The sequence below is a fragment of the Specibacter sp. NPDC078709 genome (assembly GCF_040686795.1).
Taxonomy (GTDB): Bacteria; Actinomycetota; Actinomycetes; order Actinomycetales; family Micrococcaceae; genus Specibacter.
On record NZ_JBFBLU010000005.1, the window covers coordinates 17,361 to 42,213 of the forward strand.

23 protein-coding genes and 1 tRNA gene are annotated in these 24,853 nt (G+C 61.5%); 13 read left to right on the plus strand and 11 right to left on the minus strand.

The window, feature by feature from the left end:
* Positions 1-29: 29 nt before the first annotated feature.
* Positions 30-512, minus strand: coding sequence for a CarD family transcriptional regulator (locus AB0P14_RS10530; RefSeq protein WP_363841479.1), 483 nt, complete (start codon positions 510-512; stop codon positions 30-32).
* Between the two features lie 277 nt (positions 513-789).
* Between AB0P14_RS10530 and AB0P14_RS10535 the strand changes: the two genes are divergently transcribed.
* The gene (locus tag AB0P14_RS10535) at positions 790-1,392 is read left to right on the plus strand and encodes a hypothetical protein (RefSeq protein ID WP_363841482.1); all 603 of its coding nucleotides are present in this window, start codon (positions 790-792) and stop codon (positions 1,390-1,392) included.
* 419 nt (positions 1,393-1,811) lie between these two features.
* On the opposite strand, the gene AB0P14_RS10540 is transcribed toward AB0P14_RS10535, so the two are convergent.
* The 3 genes from AB0P14_RS10540 to AB0P14_RS10550 form a co-directional block, all read right to left on the minus strand.
* Positions 1,812-2,165: a beta-galactosidase gene (locus AB0P14_RS10540; protein ID WP_363841485.1), complete on the minus strand. Its 354-nt coding sequence runs from the start codon at positions 2,163-2,165 to the stop codon at positions 1,812-1,814.
* 76 nt (positions 2,166-2,241) lie between these two features.
* Entirely contained in the window at positions 2,242-2,922 is a 681-nt protein-coding gene (locus AB0P14_RS10545; RefSeq protein ID WP_363841488.1) for a response regulator transcription factor, read from the minus strand.
* A 15-nt stretch (positions 2,923-2,937) separates the two neighbouring features.
* Entirely contained in the window at positions 2,938-4,272 is a 1,335-nt protein-coding gene (locus AB0P14_RS10550; RefSeq protein WP_363842161.1) for an ATP-binding protein, read from the minus strand.
* 170 nt (positions 4,273-4,442) lie between these two features.
* Here AB0P14_RS10550 and phoU point away from each other — a divergent pair, with 170 nt between their 5' ends.
* Positions 4,443-5,105: a phosphate signaling complex protein PhoU gene (gene phoU, locus AB0P14_RS10555; protein WP_363841491.1), complete on the plus strand. Its 663-nt coding sequence runs from the start codon at positions 4,443-4,445 to the stop codon at positions 5,103-5,105.
* Positions 5,106-5,348: 243 nt separating this feature from the next.
* Here the strand turns inward: phoU and AB0P14_RS10560 are convergent, their stop codons facing one another.
* Positions 5,349-6,095 carry a phosphoglyceromutase gene (locus AB0P14_RS10560; RefSeq protein ID WP_363841494.1) on the minus strand — a complete coding sequence of 249 codons (747 nt, stop codon included), beginning with the start codon at positions 6,093-6,095 and terminating at the stop codon, positions 5,349-5,351.
* A gap of 361 nt (positions 6,096-6,456) precedes the next feature.
* Between AB0P14_RS10560 and AB0P14_RS10565 the strand changes: the two genes are divergently transcribed.
* A complete protein-coding gene (locus AB0P14_RS10565) occupies positions 6,457-7,269 on the plus strand; it encodes a class I SAM-dependent methyltransferase (RefSeq protein ID WP_363842164.1) in 813 nt (270 codons plus the stop codon).
* 37 nt (positions 7,270-7,306) lie between these two features.
* Entirely contained in the window at positions 7,307-8,200 is an 894-nt protein-coding gene (locus tag AB0P14_RS10570) for a PhzF family phenazine biosynthesis isomerase (RefSeq protein WP_363841497.1), read from the plus strand.
* Between the two features lie 50 nt (positions 8,201-8,250).
* On the opposite strand, the gene AB0P14_RS10575 is transcribed toward AB0P14_RS10570, so the two are convergent.
* A complete protein-coding gene (locus tag AB0P14_RS10575) occupies positions 8,251-8,610 on the minus strand; it encodes a DUF2516 family protein (protein ID WP_363841500.1) in 360 nt (119 codons plus the stop codon).
* Positions 8,611-8,619: 9 nt separating this feature from the next.
* Positions 8,620-9,813: an aminotransferase class I/II-fold pyridoxal phosphate-dependent enzyme gene (locus tag AB0P14_RS10580; RefSeq protein ID WP_363841503.1), complete on the minus strand. Its 1,194-nt coding sequence runs from the start codon at positions 9,811-9,813 to the stop codon at positions 8,620-8,622.
* Positions 9,814-9,937: 124 nt separating this feature from the next.
* Here AB0P14_RS10580 and aztD point away from each other — a divergent pair, with 124 nt between their 5' ends.
* Positions 9,938-11,347 (plus strand): zinc metallochaperone AztD, encoded by a 1,410-nt coding sequence (gene aztD, locus AB0P14_RS10585; protein ID WP_363841506.1) that lies wholly within the window; start codon positions 9,938-9,940, stop codon positions 11,345-11,347.
* 120 nt (positions 11,348-11,467) lie between these two features.
* On the opposite strand, the gene aztA is transcribed toward aztD, so the two are convergent.
* On the minus strand, positions 11,468-12,121 hold the full coding sequence (aztA, locus tag AB0P14_RS10590; protein ID WP_363841509.1) for a zinc ABC transporter ATP-binding protein AztA: 654 nt from the start codon (positions 12,119-12,121) through the stop codon (positions 11,468-11,470).
* Positions 12,122-12,171: 50 nt separating this feature from the next.
* Here aztA and aztB point away from each other — a divergent pair, with 50 nt between their 5' ends.
* The 8 genes from aztB (at position 12,172) to AB0P14_RS10630 (ending at position 20,799) form a co-directional block, all read left to right on the plus strand.
* Positions 12,172-13,041 (plus strand): zinc ABC transporter permease AztB, encoded by an 870-nt coding sequence (gene aztB, locus AB0P14_RS10595; protein WP_363841511.1) that lies wholly within the window; start codon positions 12,172-12,174, stop codon positions 13,039-13,041.
* Positions 13,038-14,300, plus strand: coding sequence for a hypothetical protein (locus AB0P14_RS10600; protein WP_363841514.1), 1,263 nt, complete (start codon positions 13,038-13,040; stop codon positions 14,298-14,300). Before aztB ends, AB0P14_RS10600 begins: the two co-directional genes overlap by 4 nt.
* Before the next feature lie 26 nt (positions 14,301-14,326).
* On the plus strand, positions 14,327-15,280 hold the full coding sequence (gene aztC, locus AB0P14_RS10605) for a zinc ABC transporter substrate-binding protein AztC (RefSeq protein ID WP_363841517.1): 954 nt from the start codon (positions 14,327-14,329) through the stop codon (positions 15,278-15,280).
* A gap of 140 nt (positions 15,281-15,420) precedes the next feature.
* Complete coding sequence (tmk, locus tag AB0P14_RS10610) at positions 15,421-16,164, plus strand: dTMP kinase (protein ID WP_363841520.1); 744 nt, start codon at positions 15,421-15,423, stop codon at positions 16,162-16,164.
* Positions 16,161-17,330: a DNA polymerase III subunit delta' gene (locus AB0P14_RS10615; RefSeq protein WP_363841523.1), complete on the plus strand. Its 1,170-nt coding sequence runs from the start codon at positions 16,161-16,163 to the stop codon at positions 17,328-17,330. Before tmk ends, AB0P14_RS10615 begins: the two co-directional genes overlap by 4 nt.
* Before the next feature lie 18 nt (positions 17,331-17,348).
* On the plus strand, positions 17,349-18,902 hold the full coding sequence (locus AB0P14_RS10620; RefSeq protein ID WP_363841526.1) for an alpha/beta hydrolase: 1,554 nt from the start codon (positions 17,349-17,351) through the stop codon (positions 18,900-18,902).
* 107 nt (positions 18,903-19,009) lie between these two features.
* Positions 19,010-19,085 (plus strand) — tRNA-Thr (locus AB0P14_RS10625).
* 541 nt (positions 19,086-19,626) lie between these two features.
* A complete protein-coding gene (locus AB0P14_RS10630; RefSeq protein ID WP_363841529.1) occupies positions 19,627-20,799 on the plus strand; it encodes a low temperature requirement protein A in 1,173 nt (390 codons plus the stop codon).
* Here AB0P14_RS10630 and AB0P14_RS10635 read toward each other — a convergent pair.
* From AB0P14_RS10635 to AB0P14_RS10645, 3 genes are read right to left on the minus strand one after another with little or no spacing between them, the layout of a single operon-like run.
* Positions 20,796-22,100, minus strand: a complete 1,305-nt coding sequence (locus AB0P14_RS10635; protein ID WP_363841532.1) for an ABC transporter ATP-binding protein — start codon at positions 22,098-22,100, stop codon at positions 20,796-20,798. The two genes, AB0P14_RS10630 and AB0P14_RS10635, sit on opposite strands and share 4 nt — an antisense overlap.
* Entirely contained in the window at positions 22,097-23,710 is a 1,614-nt protein-coding gene (locus tag AB0P14_RS10640) for an iron ABC transporter permease (RefSeq protein WP_363841534.1), read from the minus strand. Before AB0P14_RS10640 ends, AB0P14_RS10635 begins: the two co-directional genes overlap by 4 nt.
* A gap of 5 nt (positions 23,711-23,715) precedes the next feature.
* Positions 23,716-24,780 (minus strand): iron ABC transporter substrate-binding protein, encoded by a 1,065-nt coding sequence (locus tag AB0P14_RS10645; protein WP_363841537.1) that lies wholly within the window; start codon positions 24,778-24,780, stop codon positions 23,716-23,718.
* Between the last annotated feature and the right edge of the window lie 73 nt (positions 24,781-24,853).

Genomic DNA, 24,853 nt, shown 5'->3' on the forward strand with positions numbered 1-24,853 from the left:
CAGGGGTTTGCATGATTTTCTGGTGGCCGTTAGGAGGCCAGAACCTCGTCCAGCACTTCTGCTGCCTTGTCTTCGTCAGTCTTTTCCGCCAGGGCAAGCTCGGAAATCAGAATCTGACGCGCCTTGGCAAGCATGCGCTTTTCACCGGCAGACAAGCCGCGGTCATGATCACGGCGCCAGAGGTCACGGACGACCTCGGCAACCTTGATGACATCACCGGAGGCAAGCTTTTCCAGGTTGGCTTTGTAACGGCGAGACCAGTTAGTGGGCTCCTCCGTAAACTCGGCACGCAATACTTCAAAAACGTGCGCGAGACCTTCCTTGCCTACAACATCTCGGACCCCAACTAGGTCAACGTTCTCCGCAGGGACTTCAATTGTCAGATCCCCCTGGGCAACCTTGAGCTTGAGATACATCTTCTCTTCACCCCGGACAGTGCGCATCTTGATCTCTTCGATCTTTGCCGCACCATGGTGTGGGTAAACTACTGTCTCGCCGACCTCAAAAAGCATGTGGATTCTCCCTTTCCAATACTCCTAGTTTACCACGGTTAACTAGCCACTCCCTTGAGTTTCCGCAGGTCAGGGGCGGCCAGAGCTACGCTGGCGGCGCAATTGTTCCAACAATTGTAAGAATTCTCCATCCCTTGACTATCGAGCCTCAAAGTGCAGTGGAGCACCACCGCTATTCGGGCTCAGGTTTAGGCCCCGGCGGCGGAAGCATGCTTTTGGCGAATTTGCGGATAAGCTGGACAAAGATATTTTGTCTTTTCCATGAGGAGTTACTGACGTGAGAATCGCTGCCGGCATTCGCGGTACCAAACGAGCGCAACGCTTAAGCCTGATTGCCGCCATCGGCATTGGCGCCATGGCCTTCACCGGTTGCAGTGCCATCAACCAGCAAAGCACCACCATGGTGTACTCCGCATCTGATGGAGTTCGCCTAGATATGGGCCAGCTGGAACTGCGCAACGTGCTGATCATCTCCGAAGCAGCGGGTGGACCGGGCCGGGTTGTCGGCACCTTCTATAACCAGGCTGATTCAGACATCACCTTGACCATCAGCGGCGCCCAGGGCTCGCAGACGGAAATCACCGTCGAGCCCGGCATTCCGCTGGTCCTGAATAGCAAGTCGGATAAGTCGATCCTGAGCACCATGGATCAGGCCCCGGGCAGCATCGAATCCCTTGAACTTCGCCAATCCGGTGCCGGTTCCGAGACCGCAACCTTGAAGGTTCCTGTTCTGGATGGCACCTTGGTCGAGTACAAGGACCTGGTTCCCAGCGCAGAGCCCAGCGCCACAGCTTCTGCTGACGCCAGCGCCGAGGCTTCTGCTGCAGCTTCTGCGGACGCCAGCGCCGCACCTAGTGCTGAAGCTACCGTAGCCCCGTAATTCTGTAGTTCAGCTCAGCAAGTTCGCGTTACAGCCGTTATTGGAGCGCACATCTTGTTGCAGCACTAGTTTTTTCTGAAGTGCAAGTGGGGCCGGTTGTCGTTGAGACAACCGGCCCCACTTTTTTGTCCACCCACAGCCAGCACCCGACCGCCACCTATTCCAAATCACAGATCGCGCGATGAATTCGCGATTTTTGCCGCATCAGCTGCAGTTTGGATCCGGGTTAAAGCTAGAAGCAGGGCAAGAAACCGCATCAGCTGTAGTTTGGATCCGGTCGCAGTGCTTCCAGCGCGGACGCTGACCCGGAATAAGCGACTCCGGGCGGGCACTGGATTGGAATCCTGTGCCCGCCCGGAGACGTTCTTCTACCGGCCTTTGTTAGTGACTGGCCGACATTCTACAAGCTCATTCTCCGCCTAGTAGGTGACAATGGAACCGCCACCATCAGTGACCTGATGCTTGACGGCGGTCTTGGTAGAGGCATCGAGCCACTTCAGTGATTCGGCCGATGCCTCGGGGTCCATGCTGCGTAGGGACTGTGAACCGTTCTTGGTCAAGTAAGCCGGTAGCCCGCCCATGGAGATTTCCGCGTTGATATACGGGCCGAGGCGAGCGATGACATAGAGGCCTTCTTCCTCAGCAATGGTCAGCAGGAGGTTGATGTCCCTAATACCCGTGAAATCAAACTGGCCAGATTCGGTGGAGTGCAGGCCCCAGAAGAAGTCCAGGGACACGGCATTAAAGCCGCTGCCCAGTATCCTCGGGAACATGTCACGTCAGTCGTCAGTACCGGGCAGGCGCCAATGATGGAATTCGCCATCAGAGCCTTGACGAAAGGCTCAACCGCTACGGTTCCAGTTTGTAGCCCAAACCGCGCACAGTGACGAGATGCCGCGGGCTGGCTGGATCTAGTTCGATCTTGCTCCGCAGCCGCTTCACGTGGACATCGAGCGTTTTGGTATCGCCAACATAGTCAGAACCCCAGACCCGATCGATCAGCTGTCCGCGGGTGAGGACCTTGCCAGCATTGCGCAGCAACATTTCCAAGAGCTCGAATTCCTTCAGTGGGAAGGAAACATTCTCGCCACGTACGCTGACCACATGCCGTTCAACATCCATCCGCACCGGTCCGGCATTCACGGTGGAATCCATGAGCTCTTCGGGCTCGCCCTGTCGCCGCAGCACAGCCCTGATCCTGGCGATGAGCTCCCGGGAAGAATAAGGCTTGGTGACATAGTCATCGGCACCCAATTCCAGCCCCACCACCTTGTCGATCTCCGAATCCTTGGCCGTGAGCATGATGATCGGGACACTGGAACGCTGACGCAAGTGCTTGCACACCTCGGTTCCACTCATGCCCGGTAGCTGCAGATCCAGCAGGACCAGATCTGCGCCGGAGCGCTCAAATTCCACCAGTGCGTCCAGGCCGTTGTCTACAACGGAGACCTCATAGCCTTCCTTGGACAGCAGGAACGACAAAGGGTCGCTAATGGAATCCTCGTCCTCAACAATCAAAACTCTGCTCACGCTCGTTGCGCTCCTTTAGATCAATCCGGGGTGCCGGTCACTACGCAGATGCGTACCGACGTCGGACGTTTGGTTGGAAAGTTGGGGCAGCCGCACGGTGAACGTGGAGCCCAGCTTGGGGGCCGACCACAGTGTCACCTCGCCGCCATGGTTGTTGATGATGTGCTTGACGATGCTCAGGCCTAGCCCGGTGCCGCCCGTGTGGCGCGAGCGGGCCGTATCGACCCGGTAGAACCGCTCGAAAATCCGGTCCTGCTCCGCGGGACTCAGACCGTCACCCTGATCGGAGATACTGACAGATACGACGTCGTCAGCCACCGACAATCCGATCCCCACCTGGGTGTTTTCCGGGGAATAGCGCACGGCGTTGTCAATCAAGTTGCGCAACGCGGTCACGAGTTGGGAGCGGTCACCATAGACGTCGGCGCGCTTACGGGGCCCCAGCGCGATGGTGATGTTCCGGCTCTGCGCCGGCGATCTAGTGCGGTCCACGGCCTCGGCAATAACATCGTTTATGTCCACGCTCGTGCCAACCAAAGCCACATCCTTGCCCTGCACCCGCGAGAGCTCGATGATGTCCTGAACCAGAGCCGCCAGCCGCGCGGATTCGGTCATCATGCGCGAAGCGAAACGGCGCACCGTGGCCTGATCTTCGGGAGCCGATTCCAGCGCCTCGGCTAGCAGCGAGATGGCACCCACTGGCGTTTTCAGTTCGTGCGAAACGTTGGCCACGAAGTCATTGCGGACAGCTTCGGTGCGGGCAATTTCGGTGCGGTCATCCGCCAGGAGCAGGATGTATTCCTCCCCCAACGGAGCCACACGCACCTGAATGACCAGAGTTCCCTGGCCCGGCGCGGCCCAATGCATGGGGATCTGCTCGACGGGGGTGACTGCAGGGGCTGTTGCTCCGGGCGCGGCGGCGGTTGCGCTAGTACCAGCCGCGCTAGTTACTGCGGGAGCCGGCGTCGTGCTTGATGGTCCGTGGGGCGCCGGATGAGGATGGGCAGCGCTGGGTAAGATGACGCGCGGCAAGATCAGGTCGCGTTCTTCAATGACGCCCGCGCGGCGCACCCGGTGGGCGAGCTCAATCAGTTCCTGGTGGACCACGGTATGACCGCGCACCAGACCAAAGGCGTACGCGCCGGGACTGGCCCGCACCACGCCGTCGACCGTGTCAATAACAATGTAGGCCTTGCCCACAACGGAGAGGACCTCGGCGGCACCATCAGGCAAAGTGGGTTCGCCAATGTCCACGGTGTGTTTGCGCGAACGCTCGCTGATACTAAACGCGAGCATGCCAAAAACACCAAGGGCCAGGCCAATAAGCCCGGCCGACACTCCAACCAGCAAGGGATCCACACCACAACCCTATGTGCTGGCCGCGGCAATTTGCGCAAAACGGGGCCGGGAGCGTCCCCGTTCAACTAACGTTCACCTTGGCGTGCTGTCTCGTTCACGTGCGGGTGGCATGCTATTACTCATAACAGACCCATTTGGGCTGCCCTTGAAAGGAACCACGCGTGCGCAAAGTATTCCAGGCCGAGCTTCACCAAATTGGTGAGGGGCTTATTGAGATCTCCGAATTGGTTGGCGAGGCGGTAAAGAAGGCAACAACAGCTTTCGCCGCGGCCGATCTCCAGAGCGCCCAGGAAGTTATTGCCGCAGACGCTCGAATCGATTTCCTGCAGAATGACTTGGACGAGCGCGCCATTGACGTATTGGCGTTGCAGGGCCCGGTTGCCAGCGATCTGCGCATGATCGTTGGCTCGCTGCGCATGAGCGCTTCGCTGGAGCGCATGGGCGATCTGGCTCGTCATATTGCCCAGTTGACCCGCCTGCGTTACCCCAACCCGGTGATCCCGGCGCCGCTGACGGAAACGTTTGCCGAAATGGCACGGCTGGACATCATCATCGCCGAAAAGGTCACCGAGCTGCTGGATTCCCGGGACTTGGAGCTGGTGGGTCATATTGCCGCTGCCAAGATTGAGATCAACAAGCTCCACAAGTCGGTGTTCACCGTCATGGGAGCCCCGGAGTGGGACGCCTCCGCTGCGACCACCGTGGATGTCACCCTAGCCAGCCGCTACTTCGAGCGCTTTGGCGACCATGGCGTCTCCGTGGCCCGTAAGGTCTCCTACCTGGTGACCGGCGAATGGCAGCCCGAGGATTTCCTAGCCGGCTAATTCCTGGCCGGCCGCAGCTGAAAAATGCGCCCGTCCCCCATTAATGCGCCCGATCTACGGGGCGCATTTGTGGGGGACGGGCGCATTTTTGCTTGGCGCACGCGCCGGGGCGTGAGTTGGGCTCGCTTAAAGTTCGACGGCGGGACGTCACCTGTGAAAGGTGACGTCCCGCCGTCGTTCTTCACCGCCTCCCACCGCTCGCAAGCTCGCGGCGGGGCCCTCGGCGGCTCTCTTAGGCGTTAGTTACTTCTTGCCCTGGTTAGCGACTGCCTGGATGGCGGCGGCTGCTGCGTCCGCGTCCAAGTACTTGCCGCCGGGGGTGATGGGAGCGAAGTTCTCGTCCAGTTCGTAAACCAGCGGGATACCGGTGGGGATGTTCAACGACGCGATGGCCTCGTCGGAGATGCCGTCGAGGTGCTTGACGAGGGCGCGCAGCGAGTTGCCGTGTGCGGTGACCAGAACAGTCTTGCCAGCCTTGAGGTCAACCTTGATGTCCGATTCCCAGTAGGGCAGCAGGCGGATGAGGACGTCCTTGAGGCACTCGGTGCGCGGCAAGGCGTCGCCCAAGTTGGCGTAACGGGGATCGTGCGCCTGCGAGAACTCGCTGTCGTCGGAGAGGACCGGCGGCGCGGTGTCGTAGCTGCGGCGCCAGGTCATGAACTGCTCTTCGCCGAACTCGGCGAGCGTCTGGGCTTTGTCCTTGCCCTGCAATGCACCGTAGTGGCGCTCGTTCAGGCGCCAGTCGCGCTTGACGGGAATCCAGCCGCGGTCGGCCTTGTCGAGGGCCATGTTCGCGGTGTTGATGGCACGCTTCAGGAGTGAAGTGTACAGCACGTCGGGGAGCAGGTTGTTCTCCACCAGCAGCTCACCACCGCGTGCGGCTTCGGCGCGACCCTGATCGTTCAGGTCAACATCCACCCATCCGGTGAACAGGTTCTTGGCGTTCCACTCACTGTGGCCATGGCGAAGCAAAATCAGCGTATAAGTCATGGTTCCATCCTACCGGGCGGGGCCGGAGGGCTCGAATTACTACGCGACACTGAAGCTGCGTACGGTTTGCCCGCAACCATGCGCAGCTCCTTGAGTGGCGCATGGTTACAACCGAACGGTGCGCAGCAGCAAACAGCAGCGGCCCAACATCGGCACAGCATCGGCACGCAGCGGACCCGGCACGGCACAAACGGCACGGCATGAACCGCACACCACCGCCAAATGTGTCCGGTCACACAACGCAGCAAAGGCGGTTTCGTCAAATCCGGTCACGTGCGGGAAATAAAATTTTCTAGTGGTTCAACGTGCGCAAAGGGTCAAGGGTTCCTCGAGCAACCCCTCAGCAGGTCCAGCCCAAGGCATCACGCAACAACGCGGCAAGCCTTTTGGCAACGCCACCCGCGGCACCACCAATCCCAACCGACTACGCCGCGTCGACCGCTGGCTTGCCGGGCCCCAAGCGTGGCGGCTGAAGTGCGAAAGCAATCCGCTAGTGGTGGATTTAGGGTACGGCGGCTCCCCCGCAACAGCTGTGGAACTGTATTCACGCATCCATGCCATCTGCCCCGAAGCACATGTGACCGGCATTGAAATTGAGCCTGATCGTGTCCGCATCGCCAAACCCTTGGAGCATGAGGGACTCGATTTTCAGGTGGGCGGCTTTGAAATTCCTGTTCCCGGCCAGGCCAGCATGGTGCGCGCCTTCAACGTGCTCCGCCAGTACGACGAAGCCGATGTCCGCCTCATCTGGGACACCGTCTGCGCCCGACTTGCCCCACAAGGCATCTTCATCGACGGCACCTGCGATGAGATTGGCCGGCGCAGCACCTGGGTGGCTTTGGGCGTTGACGGACCCCAATCCCTGACGATTTCGCTGCGTTTTGGCGACTTCGAGTTACCCAGCGATGTTGCCGAACGGCTCCCCAAAGCCCTGATCCACCACAATATGCCGGGCGAAAAAATCCACGGCTTCCTGCAAGCTCTGGACAAGCATTGGCTCTCAGGCGCGTCCCTGGCATCCTTCGGCAACCGGCAGCGGTGGCTGCGCATGTGCCAGAAAATGTACGACGACGGCTGGCCGGTTGTGCGCTCACCCTCTCGTTGGCGTTTGGGTGAGTTGACCATCGCGTGGACGGCTGTTGACCCAACCGCAACCGTCGACTTCACTAGCTAGGAACGGCCACGACGGCTTGTGATGAGCGGAGCAAACCATGAGCGATGCAACACGTCCGGAGGTTCTCCATTTGGCAGCTTTCGCCGATGGTCACGGCGGAGGAAATATGGCCGGGGTGGTTCTCGCGGCCGCAGATCTTAGCGATGCAGAGATGCTGCAAACGGCCAAGGACGTCGGCTACTCGGAGACAGCCTTTCTCACCAGCGGCCTCGATGTTAACCGTAGTGCCCGGATCCGCTACTTCTCCCCCGGCGCCGAGGTTCCTTTTTGTGGCCACGCCACGGTGGCAACGGCTGTTGCTCTCGCCGAAAAATATGGTCCCGGCCCGTTTTCTCTGATCACCTCTGCCGGTGAAATAGTTCTGGATACGTTCGTTTCCGAGAAGGGCATGACGGCCGCTTTCATGAGCGTCGAGCCGTCGGTCACCCCGATTTCACCCACGGTATTGTCCCGTTTGCTGGGGCTACTCTCACTCAACGCAGCGCAGCTACATCCGGAATATCCGGCGGCGCTGTCCTATGCCGGAAATACGCATCCAGTGCTCGTTGTCCAAGAGCAAGCCAACTTTGATGGCTTCGTTTTTGATGCGGACGGACTTCGGATCTTGATGGACGAACAGGGGTGGGCAGGGACCGTGACAGTCTTGTGGGTTTCAAGCACCGGTGCTACGGAAGCCGGCTCTCAAGGATCCGATGCTATGGAACTTGTTGCCAGAAATTTGTTCCCCGTGGGCGAGATTTTAGAAGATCCTGCGACAGGTTCTGCCGCCGCATCAACAGGGGCGTACCTACGAAGCTTGGGAGCTGTAAAAACACCGTCGACCGTGATCATCCGACAAGGCGCGCATGTGGGACGGCCCAGCATTCTTCATGTCAGCATCCCTGCCCAAGGCGGCATAAAGGTGAGCGGGACGGCCACTCGCATTCGCTGATCAGGCTCACCCGATCAGGCTCACCCACTCGGGCCCACCTGCTTAGGAGATTACCAGGAGGATCCGCGGTTGTTTCCGCCGCGCCCGCGTCCGCGTACCTCGGCCAGGGCCGGACGAACATCGGCCAAATAGACGCCTGCTGCGGTGACGCCCGCAAGAGTGAACAGCATCATCATGCCCATGGGCGGCACCGTCAGATTCATGATGGGGCCAATGATGTAGAGGAAGCCAAAGAAGCTGGCACCACCAGTCAAGGCCGTCCAGAACGTCTTGTTCCGCTTGTAGACTCGCTCGAAAGCGGTCGGTGGGGTACGCAAGCAGTCGGCAAAGGCCCACACCTGAATGCCTAGGGCCAGCAGACCAAGGGCAACGAGGATGAAGAACTCCACAAAATTCAAAAGGTTAGACACAGGCTCAGCTTACAGCCCGGTACTGGAAATAGTCTGTGCCGAGTGGGCCAATGCCTGCTCCAGATCGGTCCAGAGGTCTTCCACGTTTTCAATGCCTACGCTTAAGCGCAGCAGGTTCGCGGGAACAGATGCTGGTTCGTTGGAGTGACGGCGGCGGCGCTCGATGAGTGATTCCACGCCACCCAGCGAGGTAGCAGGTGTCCACAGGCGCAGCGCTTGGACTACCGAGTCGGCGACTTCTTCGCCTCCGACAATCTGAATACACAAGATCGATCCAAAGCCGCTCATCTGCGCCTTGGCCCTAACATGACCCGGATCTGACGGTAGACCGGGGAACAAAACCTTCTCAACGCCGTCGTGCATGTCCAGACGGTTGGCCAGCTCGAGGGCACTGGCCTGCGAGCGCTCGACCCGCAATGCCAGAGTGCGCAAACCGCGCAGGGCCAGCCAGGCTTCGAACGGCCCGGCGATGGCGCCATGGATGGAACGGTGGTGCAGCAGCTGCGCGCGGATCTCGGGGTTGGAGGTGGCCAGCGCGCCCATGATGACATCGGAATGGCCGGCCAGGTACTTGGTCACCGAGTGCAGTACGACGTCGGAGCCCAACTCAAGCGGTTTTTGCACGAGAGGGGTGGAGAAGGTGTTGTCGGTGACCACCAGTGCGCCGACGGCCGCAGCGGAGCGGCACAGAACCTGCATGTCTGCGACTTCCAGCATGGGGTTCGTGGGACTCTCAAGCCAGAGCATGCTGGCCGCCTTGTCCCCGGCTCCGGTGAGGGCTGCGATGACCTCGTCGTTATTGGCGATGTCCACGGTCCGCAAGGTGAAGGAACCCTTGGCTGCCATTTCCTGCGCCATGACCAGCGCGCCCTGATAGGAATGGGCGGGCATGACCAGCACGCCGCCCGCAGGAATCAGTGAGAGTGCGGCAGAAACAGCGGCCAGTCCGGAGCTGAAAATGAGCGCTGGCAGTGTTGCACCCTCCAACTGGGCCAGCGCGTCTTCCAACGGATCCCAGGTGGGGTTGGAGTAGCGCCCATAGGCTCGGTCGCCATCCACCACGGTGCCGGTGCCCACATAGGTGGAGGAGAGCACGATCGGCGGGTTGACTGGGGTGTCGTGCCCACGTTCGGGGCGTCCGGCCGCAACAACGACTGTGTCTGGGCTGAGATGGTCTGGGTGCGAGGCAGGCTGGTAGCTCATATTTTCCAGAGTAGACCGACAGTTCCCGGCAAGGGGAATTTCATGACGCGCTCAAGGGTGGTTTTATGACAAATTACCCCTCCCTCCTTTTGATAATGATTCTCATTAACGTTAGCATCGGGTTATGACCATCACAGAAAATACCCATCCACCCATTTCTACGCCCGCTGCTTCGCCCACCGCGTCGCTCACTTCTCCGCCCCGGCGATCCCCTGCGCCGCGAGGGACCGCACTGCGAAGTTCAACCCTGGCAGGCATGGCGCTCGCGGCAACTCTCGCGCTGGTTTCGTGCGGCAGTGCGCTTGGCGCCCCTGGCACTACACACACCGAGACTTCCGCCAACCATGCGTCGGGCAATCACGATCACGAGAGCACTGAGGTTGAGACCCCCCAGTCTCGGCTAGTCCTCACGCACGACGGCGGCATGACAGTTCTCGACGCAAGCACCGGTAAGCCTGTGGCTGAGCTGGATCTGTCGGGCTTCAACCGCGTCAATCCCGCCGGTGATGGCAGGCATGTTCTGGTGTCCACCACGGGAGGATTCCAGGTTTTGGATGCGGGCAGCTGGTCTGAGGCACATGGCGAACACCACCATTACTTCACGGGAACCCCAGCCCTGGAAGAGCTGAAGTTTCCGGCAACCACGCCCGGTCACGCCGTCAACCATGGCGGTGTGACAGCCCTGTTCGATGACGGCACCGGCGCTGTCAATATTTTCACCCCCTCAGATTTGGGCGGCGATTCACTACCTCCCACACAGGAGTACAAGACCAGCGCCGCCCATCATGGTGTGGCCGTGCAATTGACTAACGGCCGATTGCTGGTCACGGACGGAACCAGCGAGAGCCGTAAGGGTGCAAAGCTTCTGGACGCACCGGACGCTAAAGGTGCCCGCGCCGTTCTGGCAGAAAGCTCAGACTGCCCCGGCGTTCACGGCGAAGCGACAGCCAAGGGCGAGGCCCTGGTTCTTGGCTGCGAAGACGGCCTACTTCTCATCAAGGACTCCACGTTCACCAAGATCGCCTCCCCGGACGCCTATGGGCGAATTGGCAATCAAGCCGGCAGCGACGTCTCCACAGTAGTTCTGGGTGACTACAAGAAGGACAAGAACGCCGAACTGGAGCGCCCAAATTCGTTCTCGCTGACAGATACGGCTTCCGGAAAGCTCACGCTGGTGCCGATAGATTACTCGTACTCATTCCGCTCACTTGCCCGCGGGGGCGACGGAGCCGCGTTGATGCTGGGCACCGACGGCAAACTGCACGTCTACAACCCAGACACGGGCAAGGAGAGCGCAGCCGTGGACATCATGGCTGCCTGGGAAGAGCCTCTTGATTGGCAGCAGCCGCGCCCAGCGATCTTCGCAGCCGGATCCGTGGCGTACGTGAGTGATCCGGCAAAAAAGATGATCCATACCGTGGATCTAGCCTCGGCTAAGGTGACAGCAAGCCACCCACTGGATCATGTCCCCAACGAAATTACCGCAGTCTCCGGACTTTCCGCAGTCGCCGGCGCAGACAACTCGGCTCACTAGTCCCGCTAACCCGCTAACCCAGCACCCCTAGCCGCCTGAACCTCTAGCTGCCTGATCCTCGGTCCGGGCCTCACTTTCCATCAGCGATGAGTGAGGCCCGGGCTCGCCCCTTCAACAGGACTACCCGACCAACGTCGTAGCGGTATCCGCTACGACGCAACCTTGGGCTAGCGTCACGATGCGTCCAGCCTGAGCCGCATCAGCATCGCTGTGCGTGGCCTCGATCACGGTGACACCGCGAGCAACTTCTTGGGTGATGATGTCCCGGATGCGCGTCTGCGTTTGAGTGTCCACGCCAGCGGTAGGCTCATCCAACACCAGCAGCCGCGAACCCTGAACCAGGCCTTGAGCCAACAACACGCGTTGACGCTGGCCACCGGAAAGCTCACCCAGCTGACTACGTGCAATATCACTCAAACCCAAGGCTTCCAGGGTGCGATCCACCGCGACCCGCTCCCCCACCCCCAGCCGGCTCAGCCATCCGCGGTTACCCCAACAACCCATAGCCACCGCCTGCCGAACAGTCAGTGGCAACGATTCCGGCGCCGAGCTACGCTGCAGCACCAACGCCGGGCGCACCCCGGGCATCGCAAGAACTTCGCCCCGCGAGGGGCGGAGGACTCCGGCAAGCAACCCGAGCAGAGTCGACTTCCCCGATCCATTGGCTCCTTGAATAGCTGTCAACGTTCCGGCGTCGAGACTCAGATTCATCCCGTCCATGACCACACGATTCCCATAGGCGAAAGCAACATCCCGCAGACTAACAACACTCATGACACATCCCCTCTAATTGATAATGATTCTCATTATAGTAGGTTGATTGAATGCACTGGCTCCTTGACCCCTTCACCGTTTCCTTTGTCCAACGTGCCGCCCTGGGTGGATTCGCGGTGTCCCTGCTGTGCGCCGTCGTAGGAACCTGGGTGGTCCTGCGAGGCATGGCCTTCATTGGCGACGCCATGTCCCACGGCATGCTTCCGGGCATCGCCATCGCCCTACTCCTTGGCATCAACCCAGTCATCGGGGCAGCCGTCAGCGCGTCCGCCATGGCATTCGGAATCTCGGCCATGTCCCGCCAGCGGCGCCTCTCCCACGACACCTCCATCGGATTGCTGTTCGTGGGCATGCTGGCGGCCGGCGTCATCATCATTTCGCGCTCGCGGTCCTTCGCCGTGGACCTGACAGGCATCCTCTTCGGCGACGTTCTGGCCGTCACGTGGTCCGATATCTGGCTCTTGTGCGGCGTATTGGCTGGCACGGCCGTGATTGCCACGGTTTTTCACCGCCCCTTCGCTGCCCTGACTTTCGACGCGCGGAAAGCCGTCACCTTGGGCATGCGTCCCGGGCTGGCTACCACTGTCCTCTTGCTCATGGTCACCGCAGCCATGGCAGGCTCATTCCAAGTGGTGGGCACGTTGTTGGTCTTTGGCTTACTCATTGCCCCACCGGCCGCCGCGCTGCCGTGGGCAAAATCCATCCCGGCCATCATGGCCATCGCCGCCGTTCTGGGCTGCGTTGCTGTGCTCGCCGGGCTTCTGATCTCTTGGCACGCGCGGACCGCCGCGGGCGCCACTATCGCAGCGACCGCCGTCGCCCTTTTCTTTGCCTCCAGCATTCTGGCCGCCAGCGTCCAATCCTCCGGCACTGCCAAAGCTGCGCGGCCATCCCTGAACCGAAAGGCACTTTCCGCATGACCTTCCACACCACCAGACGAACCCTCATCACTTCCTTGGTCCTGACGTCATTGGTGGCGCTGACCGCCTGCGCCAGCTCACCAAGCGCAGAACCGGGACTAGAGCCCGGGCCAGGACAGGAAAGCAGCGCCGTTCCACACGGCTTCGTTGCTGGCGCCACTGAGGCAGACGAAGCGCAAGTCCGTTTGAGCTATCTGTCGGCCGATTCAGGGGCCATCACCATGATCGATCCGCTCACCGGCGAGGAAGGATTTAGCACAGCTGTCCCGGGGGCCACTTCCTTGAGTCACGACGGCAGGTACATCTTTGTCCGCACCACACCCAACGCGCCCCTGAAAATGATTGACACTGGGGTGTGGACCCGCGCCCATGGCGATCACAGCCATTTCTACTCCGCCGCCGCGCACACCGTAGAGACCGACTCACCCCTGCCATCAGGCAGCGCCAGAGGGGATGGCAACAAGGTGGCCATCTTCGATGAAAGCACTGGCACCACCTCGGTCCTGCTGCGCGAAGCACTCGATAAAGGGGACGTCCACGTAGCGCTGAGCATTCCGGGGACACCGCACACCGGGCTGGCGGTCCCTTACAAAGGACATGTGCTGGTGACAGGCGCCCCGGGCGGCGATCAGCTCCCCACCACGGTTTCCGTCTTTGACAACGCTGGTGCCAGCGAATCCCTTACGAACGCCGCGTGCCCATCATTGCGTGGCCATGCCATCACCAGTTACGGCGTGCTTTTCGGCTGCAGCGACGGTGTACTTATTGTCAGCGACGACACCGGTTCTCTCACGGCTGCCAAGATCCCGTACCCCAGCACTCACCCGGGTACGAACCCCGGCGAGCGCATTGAGTCCTTTGGGCATAGGCCCGGATCAAGCGAACTGACAGCGCTGGCGGGCACTGCCGGATTGTGGCACCTTGACGCGGCTGCCCAGAAAATCCAGTTCATCAAGAGCCCCGAACCTCTCGTTACGTCAACCACCGCCGGCAACGGCACCCCCGCCTTGGCCGTTGGCACGAGCGGAACGGTTTACGCCTTCAATACCAAGACCATCGCAGTGGAAGCACAAGCGGACCTCCTGCCCGCCACGAAAACGGGCCAGACGCCGTCGCTCGTGGTGGACAATAACCGCGCCTACCTGAGCCACCCCGGCACAGCAAAAATCTACGAACTCGACTACCGCGACCACTTGCGTGTGGCGCGCACCTTCCCCACCAGCACCACACCCGCGCAACTCGTGGAGACCGGACTGTGAGGGGCCTGGGCTTGAAAAGAAACAGCATGAGCGCAAAAGCCAAGATTGCTCTGGCAGCGCTCCTAGTTGTCGCCGCCGGAGCACTCCCTGCCTGCTCAACCTTCCCAGATGGGAACGGGCAGGCAAGTGAGAAGACCGGCAGCGACAAGGCCACCATCATGGTGACGACGAATATCCTGGGCGACATCACGCGCAACATTGTCGGTGACACGGCCGACGTCGTGATTCTGATGGAGGCGAACGCCGATCCGCATTCATTCGGGGTTTCCGCGTATCAGGCGGGCCAAATGGAGCAGGCTGAACTGATTGTTTTCAATGGTCTGGGGCTGGAAGAAACGGTGCTTAACCACGTCGCCTCGGCTGAAAAGCAGGGCGTTCCTGTCCTCGAGGTGGGCGCTGCGATCGAACCGCTGTCTCATCGGGGCGCAACGGCGGGCGGAACTCTCGATCCGCACTTTTGGACCGATCCGCAGCGCATCCTCACAGCCATTACGGTCATTGAGGAGGCCGTCGCCCAGCATGTGAGAATCGCTAATCCCCAAGCGCTGCACAGCAATGCCGCCAGCTACCGTGCCGAAGTGGCTGAGCTGGATGCCTGGATGGCTGCGGAATTTGCCGCCGTGCCATCTGACCGGCGCAAGATCGTCACCAACCACCATGTGTTTGGTTACCTGGCGAACCGCTTCGATCTAGAGGTAGTGGGCGCCGTCATGCCCAGCGGCACCACGTTGGCCGCACCCAGCGCCGCCGATCTCAGCGCCTTGGCCACCACCATTCGTGAGGCCGGCGTTCCCGCCATTTTTGCCGACACATCCCAGCCCGAAAAGCTCGCCGAGGTCTTGGCGCAGGAAGCAAAAGTGAAGGTGGAGATCGTTCCGCTGTTTTCCGAATCCCTCAGTGCCCCGGGTGAGGGCGCGGACAGCTATCTCGAAATGATGCGAACCAACACCACGCGCATGAGGACCGCACTAGCGCGATGAGCGTTCGGCGCTGTGGCGCTGCGGCGCGTGGTGGCGTTGTGGCTACTGGGCACGTCCGGGTCTCGCAGCTGGCCCCTGTGCCTGTGGATAGTCCCAGCGCGCCCAAGGAATCATTCAGTTTGGGCCGGTAGGCTTATGGCGTGACTGATTCCCCCGCTCTTTCTGCCCCCGCCGCGCCTACACTGGGCCTTTTCATCGCTTTTGAGGGCGGGGACGGCGCCGGAAAATCCACTCAGGCCGCGTTGCTGGCCAAGGCCCTGTCCGACGCCGGCCGCACAGTTCTGCGGACCCGCGAGCCAGGCGGGACTCCCGTCGGCGAAAAGCTGCGCTCCTTGGTTCTGGACCATGGGCAGGGTGAGATCGATGCCCGGACCGAGGCACTCATTTTTGCCGCCGCACGTGCAGCACATGCCACCCAAGTCATCTCCCCCGCAGTGGCCCGCGGCGAGATTGTCATCAGCGACAGGTACGCGGATTCCTCGATCGCCTATCAAGGGGTGGGCCGGGGATTGGGCGCCTCCGCGATCGAAAAACTCAACGACTGGGCCACCGGCGGCTTGTGGCCGGATCTGACGGTTTTGTTGGACGTCTCCCCCGCTGCTGGCCGTGAACGCCGCACTGCCGGCGAGGCTGCAGAGGACCGGATGGAATCCGAACCCGACGGCTTCCATGCTGCCATTCGTGCCGCCTTCTTGGAACGAGCCGCAGCCACCCCGGAACGGTACCTGGTCCTCCCTGCAGATGGAGCCATTGACACTTTGGCCCTCGCCATTGCCGAACGCGTGGCCATGCTGCTCTCGGAGCACGGCGACGGCGCCGGGCTGTCCAACCACGCCACGGGGCACGCCAACCACGCCAACCACGCCAACCAGGAGCGTGCATGAGCGTCTGGGTCGACCTGCAAGGTCAGGAATCGGTGGTGACACAGCTACGGCGGGCCGCCCAGTCCGGCAGCCCCACCCACGCTTGGCTCTTGACAGGCCCGCCGGGCTCCGGCCGCTCCAATGCAGCCTTAGCTTTCGCGGCCGCGCTGGTGTGCGAACAAACTGAGCTCAACGCCCGAGGCTGCGGCGTCTGCAAGGCCTGCCACACCACCTTGGGCGGCACCAACGCCGACGTCACCTTCATCGCCACCGAAAAAACTACGATCACCATCGAAGAGGCGCGGCAACTTGTCCGCAAGGCACACGACAGCCCCTCCTCCGCCCGCTGGCGCGTCATCATTGTGGGCGACGCCGACCGCATGGCCGAACGCACCACCAACGTCCTCCTCAAAGCCATCGAAGAACCGCCGCCGCGCACCATCTGGATCCTGTGCGCCCCGAGCCCTGCCGACGTTCTGGTCACCATCCGGTCCCGCTGCCGCACCCTAACCCTGCGCCTGCCACCGGTCGAGGACGTGGCAGCCCTGCTGGTGCGCCGCGACGGGATCGAACCGGCCCTAGCCCTCACAGCCGCCCGCGCCGCGCAAAGCCACATTGGCATCGCCCGCCGTCTGGCGCAGGATACTGGCGCCCGCAAACGCCGCGACACCACCGTTCGACTGCCCCTGAATCTGCGCGATGTCACCTCCGCCGTCATGGCCGCCGCCGCCCTGTTGGCTCTGGCTCAGGACGAAGCCTCCTCCTCCAATGAAGAGCGCGACGCCGGCGAGAAGGCCACGCTGTTGCGGAACCTTGGCGCACCCGAGACCGGGACGTTGCCGCCGCCTATGCGCGCCCAGGTTCGCGCCTTGGAAGAGGACCAGAAACGCCGCGCCAAGCGCTCGGTGACGGACCACCTCGACCGGGCCCTGACGGATCTGCTCTCCTTCTACCGGGATGTGCTGGTACTGCAGCTCAACGCCCGAGGAGGCAACGGCGTCGAACATGCCTCGGTGGAGCTGGTCAACGAAACCCTGCGCGCGGAGCTGAACGAATTTGCCCGCGGCTCGCGCGCCGAAACCACCCTGGTGCGCATGGATGCCATCAACGCCGTCCGCAACCGCCTGACCACCACCAATGTTGCCCCGCTGCTGGCTCTTGAAGCCATGGCAGTCAGCCTGCTCTAAGCCATGAAGGATTTTTCTATGACTGCCCGTAATACACGACGGCGCCACCGCCACTTCCTCAGCCTGCCCCTCACCGCCGCCGTGGCTGTGCTGGGCCTGATGCTGGGATCGTGCTCGGTGCTGGCGCCGGAACAGCCTACCGTGAGTTCCGCGGACCCGACGGTGGTGGGCGATGTGCCCGCAAACCTGGCGGATTTCTATACGCAGGCGGTGACGTGGACCTCGTGCAGTGGCGGATTCCAGTGCGCGGAAGTGGAAGTGCCGATGGACTATGAGAAGCCGTCTAAGGAATCGATCAAGCTTGCGGTGACCCGGCTGAAGGCCAGCGGTAAACGGCAGGGCGCCATGCTGGTCAACCCGGGCGGTCCGGGCGGATCCGGGGTGGACATGGTCCAGGACGCCGCACAGGCCTACTTCTCCGAGAAGCTGCGCGACGCCTACGACGTGGTGGGCTTTGACCCGCGCGGGGTGCAACGCTCGGCGCCCGTGAAGTGCCTCGACGCTGCACAAATGGACGCTGCCCGCCAGCAAACTTTCGATCCGTCCACCGACGCCGGCATGGCCTCGTTGGAAGGGGAAGCCAAGCGCCAGTCCGAGCTGTGTAAGGATAATTCCGGTCCGTCACTGCCGTTTGTGGACACCGTCAGCGCTGCTCGCGACATGGATATTTTGCGGGCCGTGGTGGGAGACCCGAAGCTGAACTACATGGGCTTCTCCTACGGCACCAAACTGGGCGCAACCTATGCCGGCTTGTTCCCCGAACGGGTGGGAAAGTTCTCCTTGGATGGCGCCATGGACCCGTCGTTGGACATTGATCAGGTCTCGATGGGCCAGGCCGTGGGCTTTGAAAAAGCCCTGCGGGCGTGGGCTGCTGATTGCTTGGCCGGCTCCGATTGCCCCGTGTCCGGAACCGTGGATCAGGCAATGGCTCAAATCCGCGATCTCAACGACGTCTACACTGCCACACCCCAGCAAACACCTGAAGGCCGCGTCGTGACGGGCACCGAATTTGGCGGCGCCTTGGCGTTTGGCATGTACTCCACGGATCTGTGGGCACCCCTGACCGGCGCCTTGAAGCAGGCGTTTGCTGGTGATGCCTCGGGCATGCTGATGCTGGCAGACTTCTCCGCCGACAGGGACTCCGACGGCCAGTACAACTCCAACACCGCTGCAGCGTTCACGGCCATCAACTGCCTGGACTACCCGATGAACTCGGACATTGCCCATATGCGCGAACAGGCCAAATTGCTCAAGGAAGCCGCTCCCACGTTTGGGGATTTGCTGGCCTACTCCGGATTGAGCTGCAAGTTCTGGCCGTATGAGGCAACGGGCAAGCCAGCCGCCATTTCTGCCGCGGGGGCTGGCCCGATCCTCGTTGTCGGCACCACCGGCGATCCGGCGACCCCCTACGCATGGTCTGAGGCTCTAGCCAAGCAGCTAGATTCCGGAGTATTGGTCACGTGGGAAGGCGAAGGTCACACCGCTTACGGGCGTTCCAATGCCTGCCTGACCTCCGTCGTGGACGACTACTTCGTGGACGGTAAAGTTCCCGCCGAGGGAACTCGCTGCTAATTTTTCGGGTGTTTGGGGGCGGGCGGATTTTGTACATCAGGCCCGGTCATATTAGAGTGGTTTCTTGTGTTCGGTACTTGATCCCGTAGGGGTAAAAAACAGCACAGGCCTCCATAGCTCAGTTGGTAGAGCGTTTCACTCGTAATGAAAAGGTCAACAGTTCGATTCTGTTTGGAGGCTCCACTTAAACCCCGCCACGGCGGGGTTTTTTGGTTAAGCCGGCTTCGGCTTGCTGTCCAACGTCAGCCGTCGCTGTAGCCAATTGCCCGGAGCTGCTGTACCCAAGCCCGAAAACCAAGCCCTCGAAACTGCAAGTGATGCGATTCCGCCAGACCGACCACTTTCAAACTGCAGCTGATGCGACAAATCCGCGATTTTCACCGCATCAGCTGCAGTCTCGAATCGGCAGAGTCCCAACAAACCGCATCAGCTGCAGTTTCAAACTGTCCGAAGTGGCGATACCGGAATGCTGGGCAGGTTGAGCACCGGCGTAAATCGATCCGTGAGCTTTGGTCGTTTAGGGAGCTCTAAACGACCAAAGCTCACGGATGAATTCTGGGCACCCTGCTTCGGACCCTCGTCCCCGCGTCCCCGGGCCTCCTCGGACCTCGGGCGGACCGCGGGCCTCTGGCGGGCCCTCGGGCAGAACTCGGGCTCCCTCCCCGCGGACTTACCTCCAGGTTTTTCGACCCTCAGCGCCGCGCCACGGGTCTACCATTGGCCCATGGAGGGAATTTCCCAGCCCTTGAATGCCCCGCACCGGCCACCGGCGCGTGAACCTGGCCGCGTCCACTGGATGGAACTGTTCTTCGATTTGGTGTTCGTGGCATTCGTGGGGCAGCTGGCCCACGGCATTCATGGCGATCCAGGCTGGCCCGAGTTCGGCACCTACCTACTACTCTTCTTCCCAGCGTGGTGGGCGTGGGTCAACATTGTCTCTGTCATCAATCTCCTGCCCTCCCTCACCTCAAGGCAACTGGGCATTGCCATGCTGCTGGCTATGGCGGCGACCGGCCTCATGGCCGCCTCCGCACACGAGGCCTTCGGCGATCGGGCATGGGCCTTCTCACTAGCAAACTGCGCGTTAAGGGTGCTCCTACTGCTCTTATGGCTTTACCAGCACCGGCAAATGTCCGTTGTCCCGTCTTGGCGCATCTGGATCTACAACGGCGGAACGGCGGCCCTGTGGCTCATTGCCGTGTTCCTCCCGTTCCAGGCGGCCGTCATCCTCTGGGCGCTGTCCATCACCATCGAAGTGGGCATGATCGCCATCAGCAGCCGACTCGGGACGCAAAGCGGACTGGCAGGCATCAACGTGGAGCACGCTGCCGAACGTCTTGGATTGTTCGTTATCATCGTGCTGGGCGAATCGGTGTTCACCATCGTGACCGAGATTTCGCAAGACTGGGCCCCCGATCCTGGCTTGGCCGCGTCGCTGGGTTTTGTCATTGTGGCACTGCTTGGCTGGGCCTTCTTCCAATACGGTATGGGCACTTTGTCCTCCGGATTGGAGCACTTGCGCGAACGCGATGATTTCGCCGGAATCCTGCAAACCACGCTTTTGATGCCGTTCGTCATGGTTGTTGGCGTCACCTCAATTGCTGCCGGCATCGCCACGGCCATCCCGGAACCATTCCACCCGCTACCATGGGGCGCCGCCATCTCTAGCGGCGGTGGCGTGGCGCTCTTCTACAGCATCAACGCGGCCGTCTCTCTTCGTTACGGCCAAAATCCGCGCTCGGTCTTGGCTTGGGCAGCTCCCACGGTCGCGGCCGCGCTGGTCCTGATACCGGTCAGCACGGAGGTTCCAGCCGTCGTCGGACTTGCCTCAGTGGTGGTGCTCTTGGCGCTCGTGACGGCCTATGTAGAAGTTAAGGCACGACGCCGGGCACGTTAGTCCCAAGGGAAGATGACGCCTTCGCCCACTACTTTGAGCGACAACTCGGTGCCGGGGCGGGCAAGCATCGCGTTCCAATGCCGGATGGTGATGATTTCCCCACCGACTGGTTGGTGCGGATCGAGGGGGTGTTCGGCGTCGACTTTGATCGGCTCAAGTTGGATGCGGACGGTGGTTTCGGGGCCGAAGTAATCAGTGTCGACCACGCGCCCGCGGATGGGGCCGCCGTTGGCGATGCGGATTTGTTCGGGCCGCAGCATCAGGTGCACTTTGCCCTGGACTGGTGGGCGGCGTACCGGGATTCCGCCGAGCGAGCAGAGCGCCAGGGAGCCTTCCATCCATGCTTCGATGATGACGGCATCGCCCAAAAACTCTGCCGTGGCCCGGTCTGAAGGGCGGGTGTAGACGACGAAGGGGCTGCCGATTTGAGCTAATTTCCCATCGCGCATAACGGCCACTTGATCGGCGAAACTGAGGGCTTCGGCTTGATCGTGCGTGACGAGGATGGCTGTCACCCCAGCCTGTTTCAGCGTTTGGGAAACAGCACGCCGGGTGGCAACGCGCAAACCTGCATCGAGGGCACTGAATGGTTCATCCAGCAACATCAGCTCCGGCTGGCGAGCCAACGCCCGCGCTAGGGCCACACGCTGCTGTTGGCCGCCGGAAAGTTGGTGCGGGCGGCGCTTGGCATAGGAGGCATCCATCGACACCATCTCCAGCAATTCCCCCACGCGCACCGATGCAGCCTTGCCCCGCAATGGCAGACCAAAGGCGATGTTGGCGCCCACGCTCAAATGCGGGAACAAGGCCCCGTCCTGAGCCACATAGCCAACACTGCGTTTGTGGGCCGGGTTCCACTGAGACGGCCCGGCAACTTCTTTCCCGCCGAGTGCGATCCGGCCCGAATCCGGGGCTGAGAAGCCTGCGATGAGTCGCAACAATGTGGTTTTGCCTGAGCCGGAGGGCCCTACGATCGCAGTGGTGCGACCTTGGACAACGTCCAAATCCACACCTTTAAGGACCTCGGTGCTGCCAAAGCTCTTGCGGACATTGCTGATTTGCAAATGGGCTGGAACATCACTGGTGGCTTGGACAAAGGTTCGGCTCTCGTCTGTGCCGGGCAGGGGGCCGCCCACCATGCGTACGCGCGTGGCGGAGCCGCCAGTGGTGACGCCGCCCGTGACGCCACCAGTGGAGCCGCCAGTGGCGGAGCCCATAGCGGAGCGTCCCGCATGGCGCCCATTGGGGTGCGGAGCTTCGTCGGCCGCCGGCACACCGGGCTGCTTGGGGTAGGTGGTCATTGGCCGGCCGCTTTCTTGGATTGCACGAACAAGAGATATGTCATGGGGGCCGAGAGCAGAATCATCAGCAAGGCGTAGGGGGCAGCACCCATATAGTCGATCTCGCTGCTCAGCGACCAGAACGCGGTGGCCAGCGTCCGGGTGCCGTTGGGGGCCAGCAACAAGGTCGCCGTCAGCTCATTGACGATCCCCAGAAACACCAGAGCCGCGCCACCGGCAGCTGCCGGCGCCGAGAGCCGCAACGTCACACGCAAAAACGCCACCAGCGGTGGCTTGCCCAAAGACTGTGCAGCCTCATCGAGCTCATACGGCACTTGAGCTAGACCTGCACGCAGGTTCACCAAGGCTCGCGGCATGAACAACAGCGCGTAGGCAAACACCAGCACCAAGGAGCTTTGGTAGATTGCTGGCACGTTGTGGACGGTGATGGTCACCAGCGCCAGCGCTACCACGATGCCCGGCATGGAACTAGAAATATAGTTCACGGCTTCCAGCACCTTACTGACAGCTCCGGCATGGCGGACCACCAAATACGCCAGGGGAAAAGCCAGCACGATGGTCAACAACGCCCCGGCCAAACCATAGCCAAAGGTTGAGAATAACGTTTGCAGCAGATCCGAGCGTTGCCAGATGGCCGCTCCCCCAGCAATGAGCCAGCGACCCACATGCCACAACGGAACACCAAGGGCCAGCACCGCCACGGCGATCAGAGCAAGCTGGCTGGGCCCCTGGAAGAGACCAAGCGTCAGACGGTCGGGGCTCGACTGCACGCCAGCACCCACCCGCGCATACCGGGCGCTGCCACGTGCCTTGGATTCGGCCAGCAGGAGCAGCAGGCAAAACACCACCAGGACGCTGGCGAGCATGTTCGCAGCAGCCCCGTTGAACGTGGACCGGAACTGGTCATAAATGGCGGTGGTGAAGGTGTCGAACGCGATCATGGCGAAGGCGCCGTATTCGGCCAACAGGTGCAAGGACACCAGCAGCGCCCCGCCGGCCATGGCCAGCCGAAGCTGCGGCAACACCACACGGAAAAATACCTGCCACGGCCCAAGCCCCAACGACGACGCCGACTGTTCCAACGCCGGGTCCAGCCGGCTCAGAACGGCAGCAACGGGGATGTACACCAGCGGGAAATAGGACAGCACCGAGATCAGCACACCCCCAAAGATCCCACCCAGCGACGGAATGGCGCTGACCCAGGCATAACTGTTGACGAAGGCCGGGATGGCCAGCGGCGCCGCGAGCAGGACAGCCCACGCCTTGTGTCCGGCAAGACTGGTGCGCTCCACCAGCCACGCACCACCCACGCCAATCACCACACACAACGGCACGGTGATGAGCACCAACAACAGCGTGTTAAGCAGCAATTCGCCAACACGAGGACGGAACACCAAAGTAACCACGGTGTCCCACCCAGTGCTGGCGGTAGCGACCACCACAAACCCCAGCGGTAGCAGGGAGAACGCGGCAATCGCCAGACAAAGCACGACGACGGGCCAAGGGCCGAGGCGTGAACCCCGGCCCCCAGCCCACTTAGCTAAGTTGCGCTTAGCCAAGCTGTTGGCACCCAGCCCGGGCGCCGTCGTCGTACGCTGTTTGGAAGTCATTGAAACTAGAGTAGACCGGCCTGCGTCATGAGATCGGTGACCTGGGCCGAGTTCAACTTGGCGGGATCGATCTTGGGGGCCTGGAGATCTGCCAGCGGGGTCAGTTTGTCATTGGCAGCGACATCGGAACCCACCGGGTATTCGAAGCTTCCGCCGGTCTGCAGCACGGTCTGGCCGGCCTTGCCGGTGACGAACTCGAGGAACTTCTGTGCACTGGCTTGATGCGCGCTGGAGGCCAAAACGCCACCGCCGGAGATGGAGACGAAGGCGCCCGGATCTTCATTCTTGAAGTAGTGCAGGGCCACGTTCGTGGAGTTCTCGCCGGTCTTGGCCTGGTCCCCAAAGTAGTAGTAATGGTAGATGACGGCGCCTTCAACTTCGCCCGCATTGACAGCCTTCATGGCCGTGCTGTTGCCCTTGTAGGACTTGAAATTTTCCTTCATGGACTTCAGCCAGGACAGCGTGGCGTCCTCACCCTTGAGCTCCAGCATGGCTGAAACGATGGCTTGGAAATCAGCGCCCGACGGCGACGCAGCCCACCGGCCCTTCCACGCAGGATCGGCTAGATCCATGATGGATTTGGGCAGCTGAGCTTCGGTCAGCTTGGTCTTGTCGTAGGCAAAGACGGTGCTGCGCGCGGCAATCCCGGTCCACTTGTTGGTGGACGGGCGGAACTCGGCGGGAACCTGCTCTTGGATTGTGGCGCTGACGTCCGTGAACAAGCCGGCGTTTTCAACCTGCGTCATGGCCGGGGAATTCTCGGTGAGGAAAACATCGGCCGGGGACTTGGCGCCCTCAGCGATGATCTGGTTACTCAGCTCCAGGTCGCTGCCTTGACGCAGGGTCACCTTGATGCCGGTTTCCTTGGTGAACTCGTCAACCCACGCCTGGGTCAGTGATTCGTGCTGGGCGTTGTAGACCGTGATGGCGTCATCCGCGCCGCCGGCAGCGCCAGTGCTTTCCGACGGGGTGGTGGAGCCGCCGCAGGCAGCAAGGGCAAAAATGGATGCGCCTGCAATGGCGGTCAAGGCACTTTTACGCAAAGTCTTCAGGGTGGGCCAGGTCAGCATGGGGGCCTTTCGGCGGTAGAAACAATTAGCGAAGGTAATTTGATCGTAATCGATCCAAGGGCAGGCTAACCTC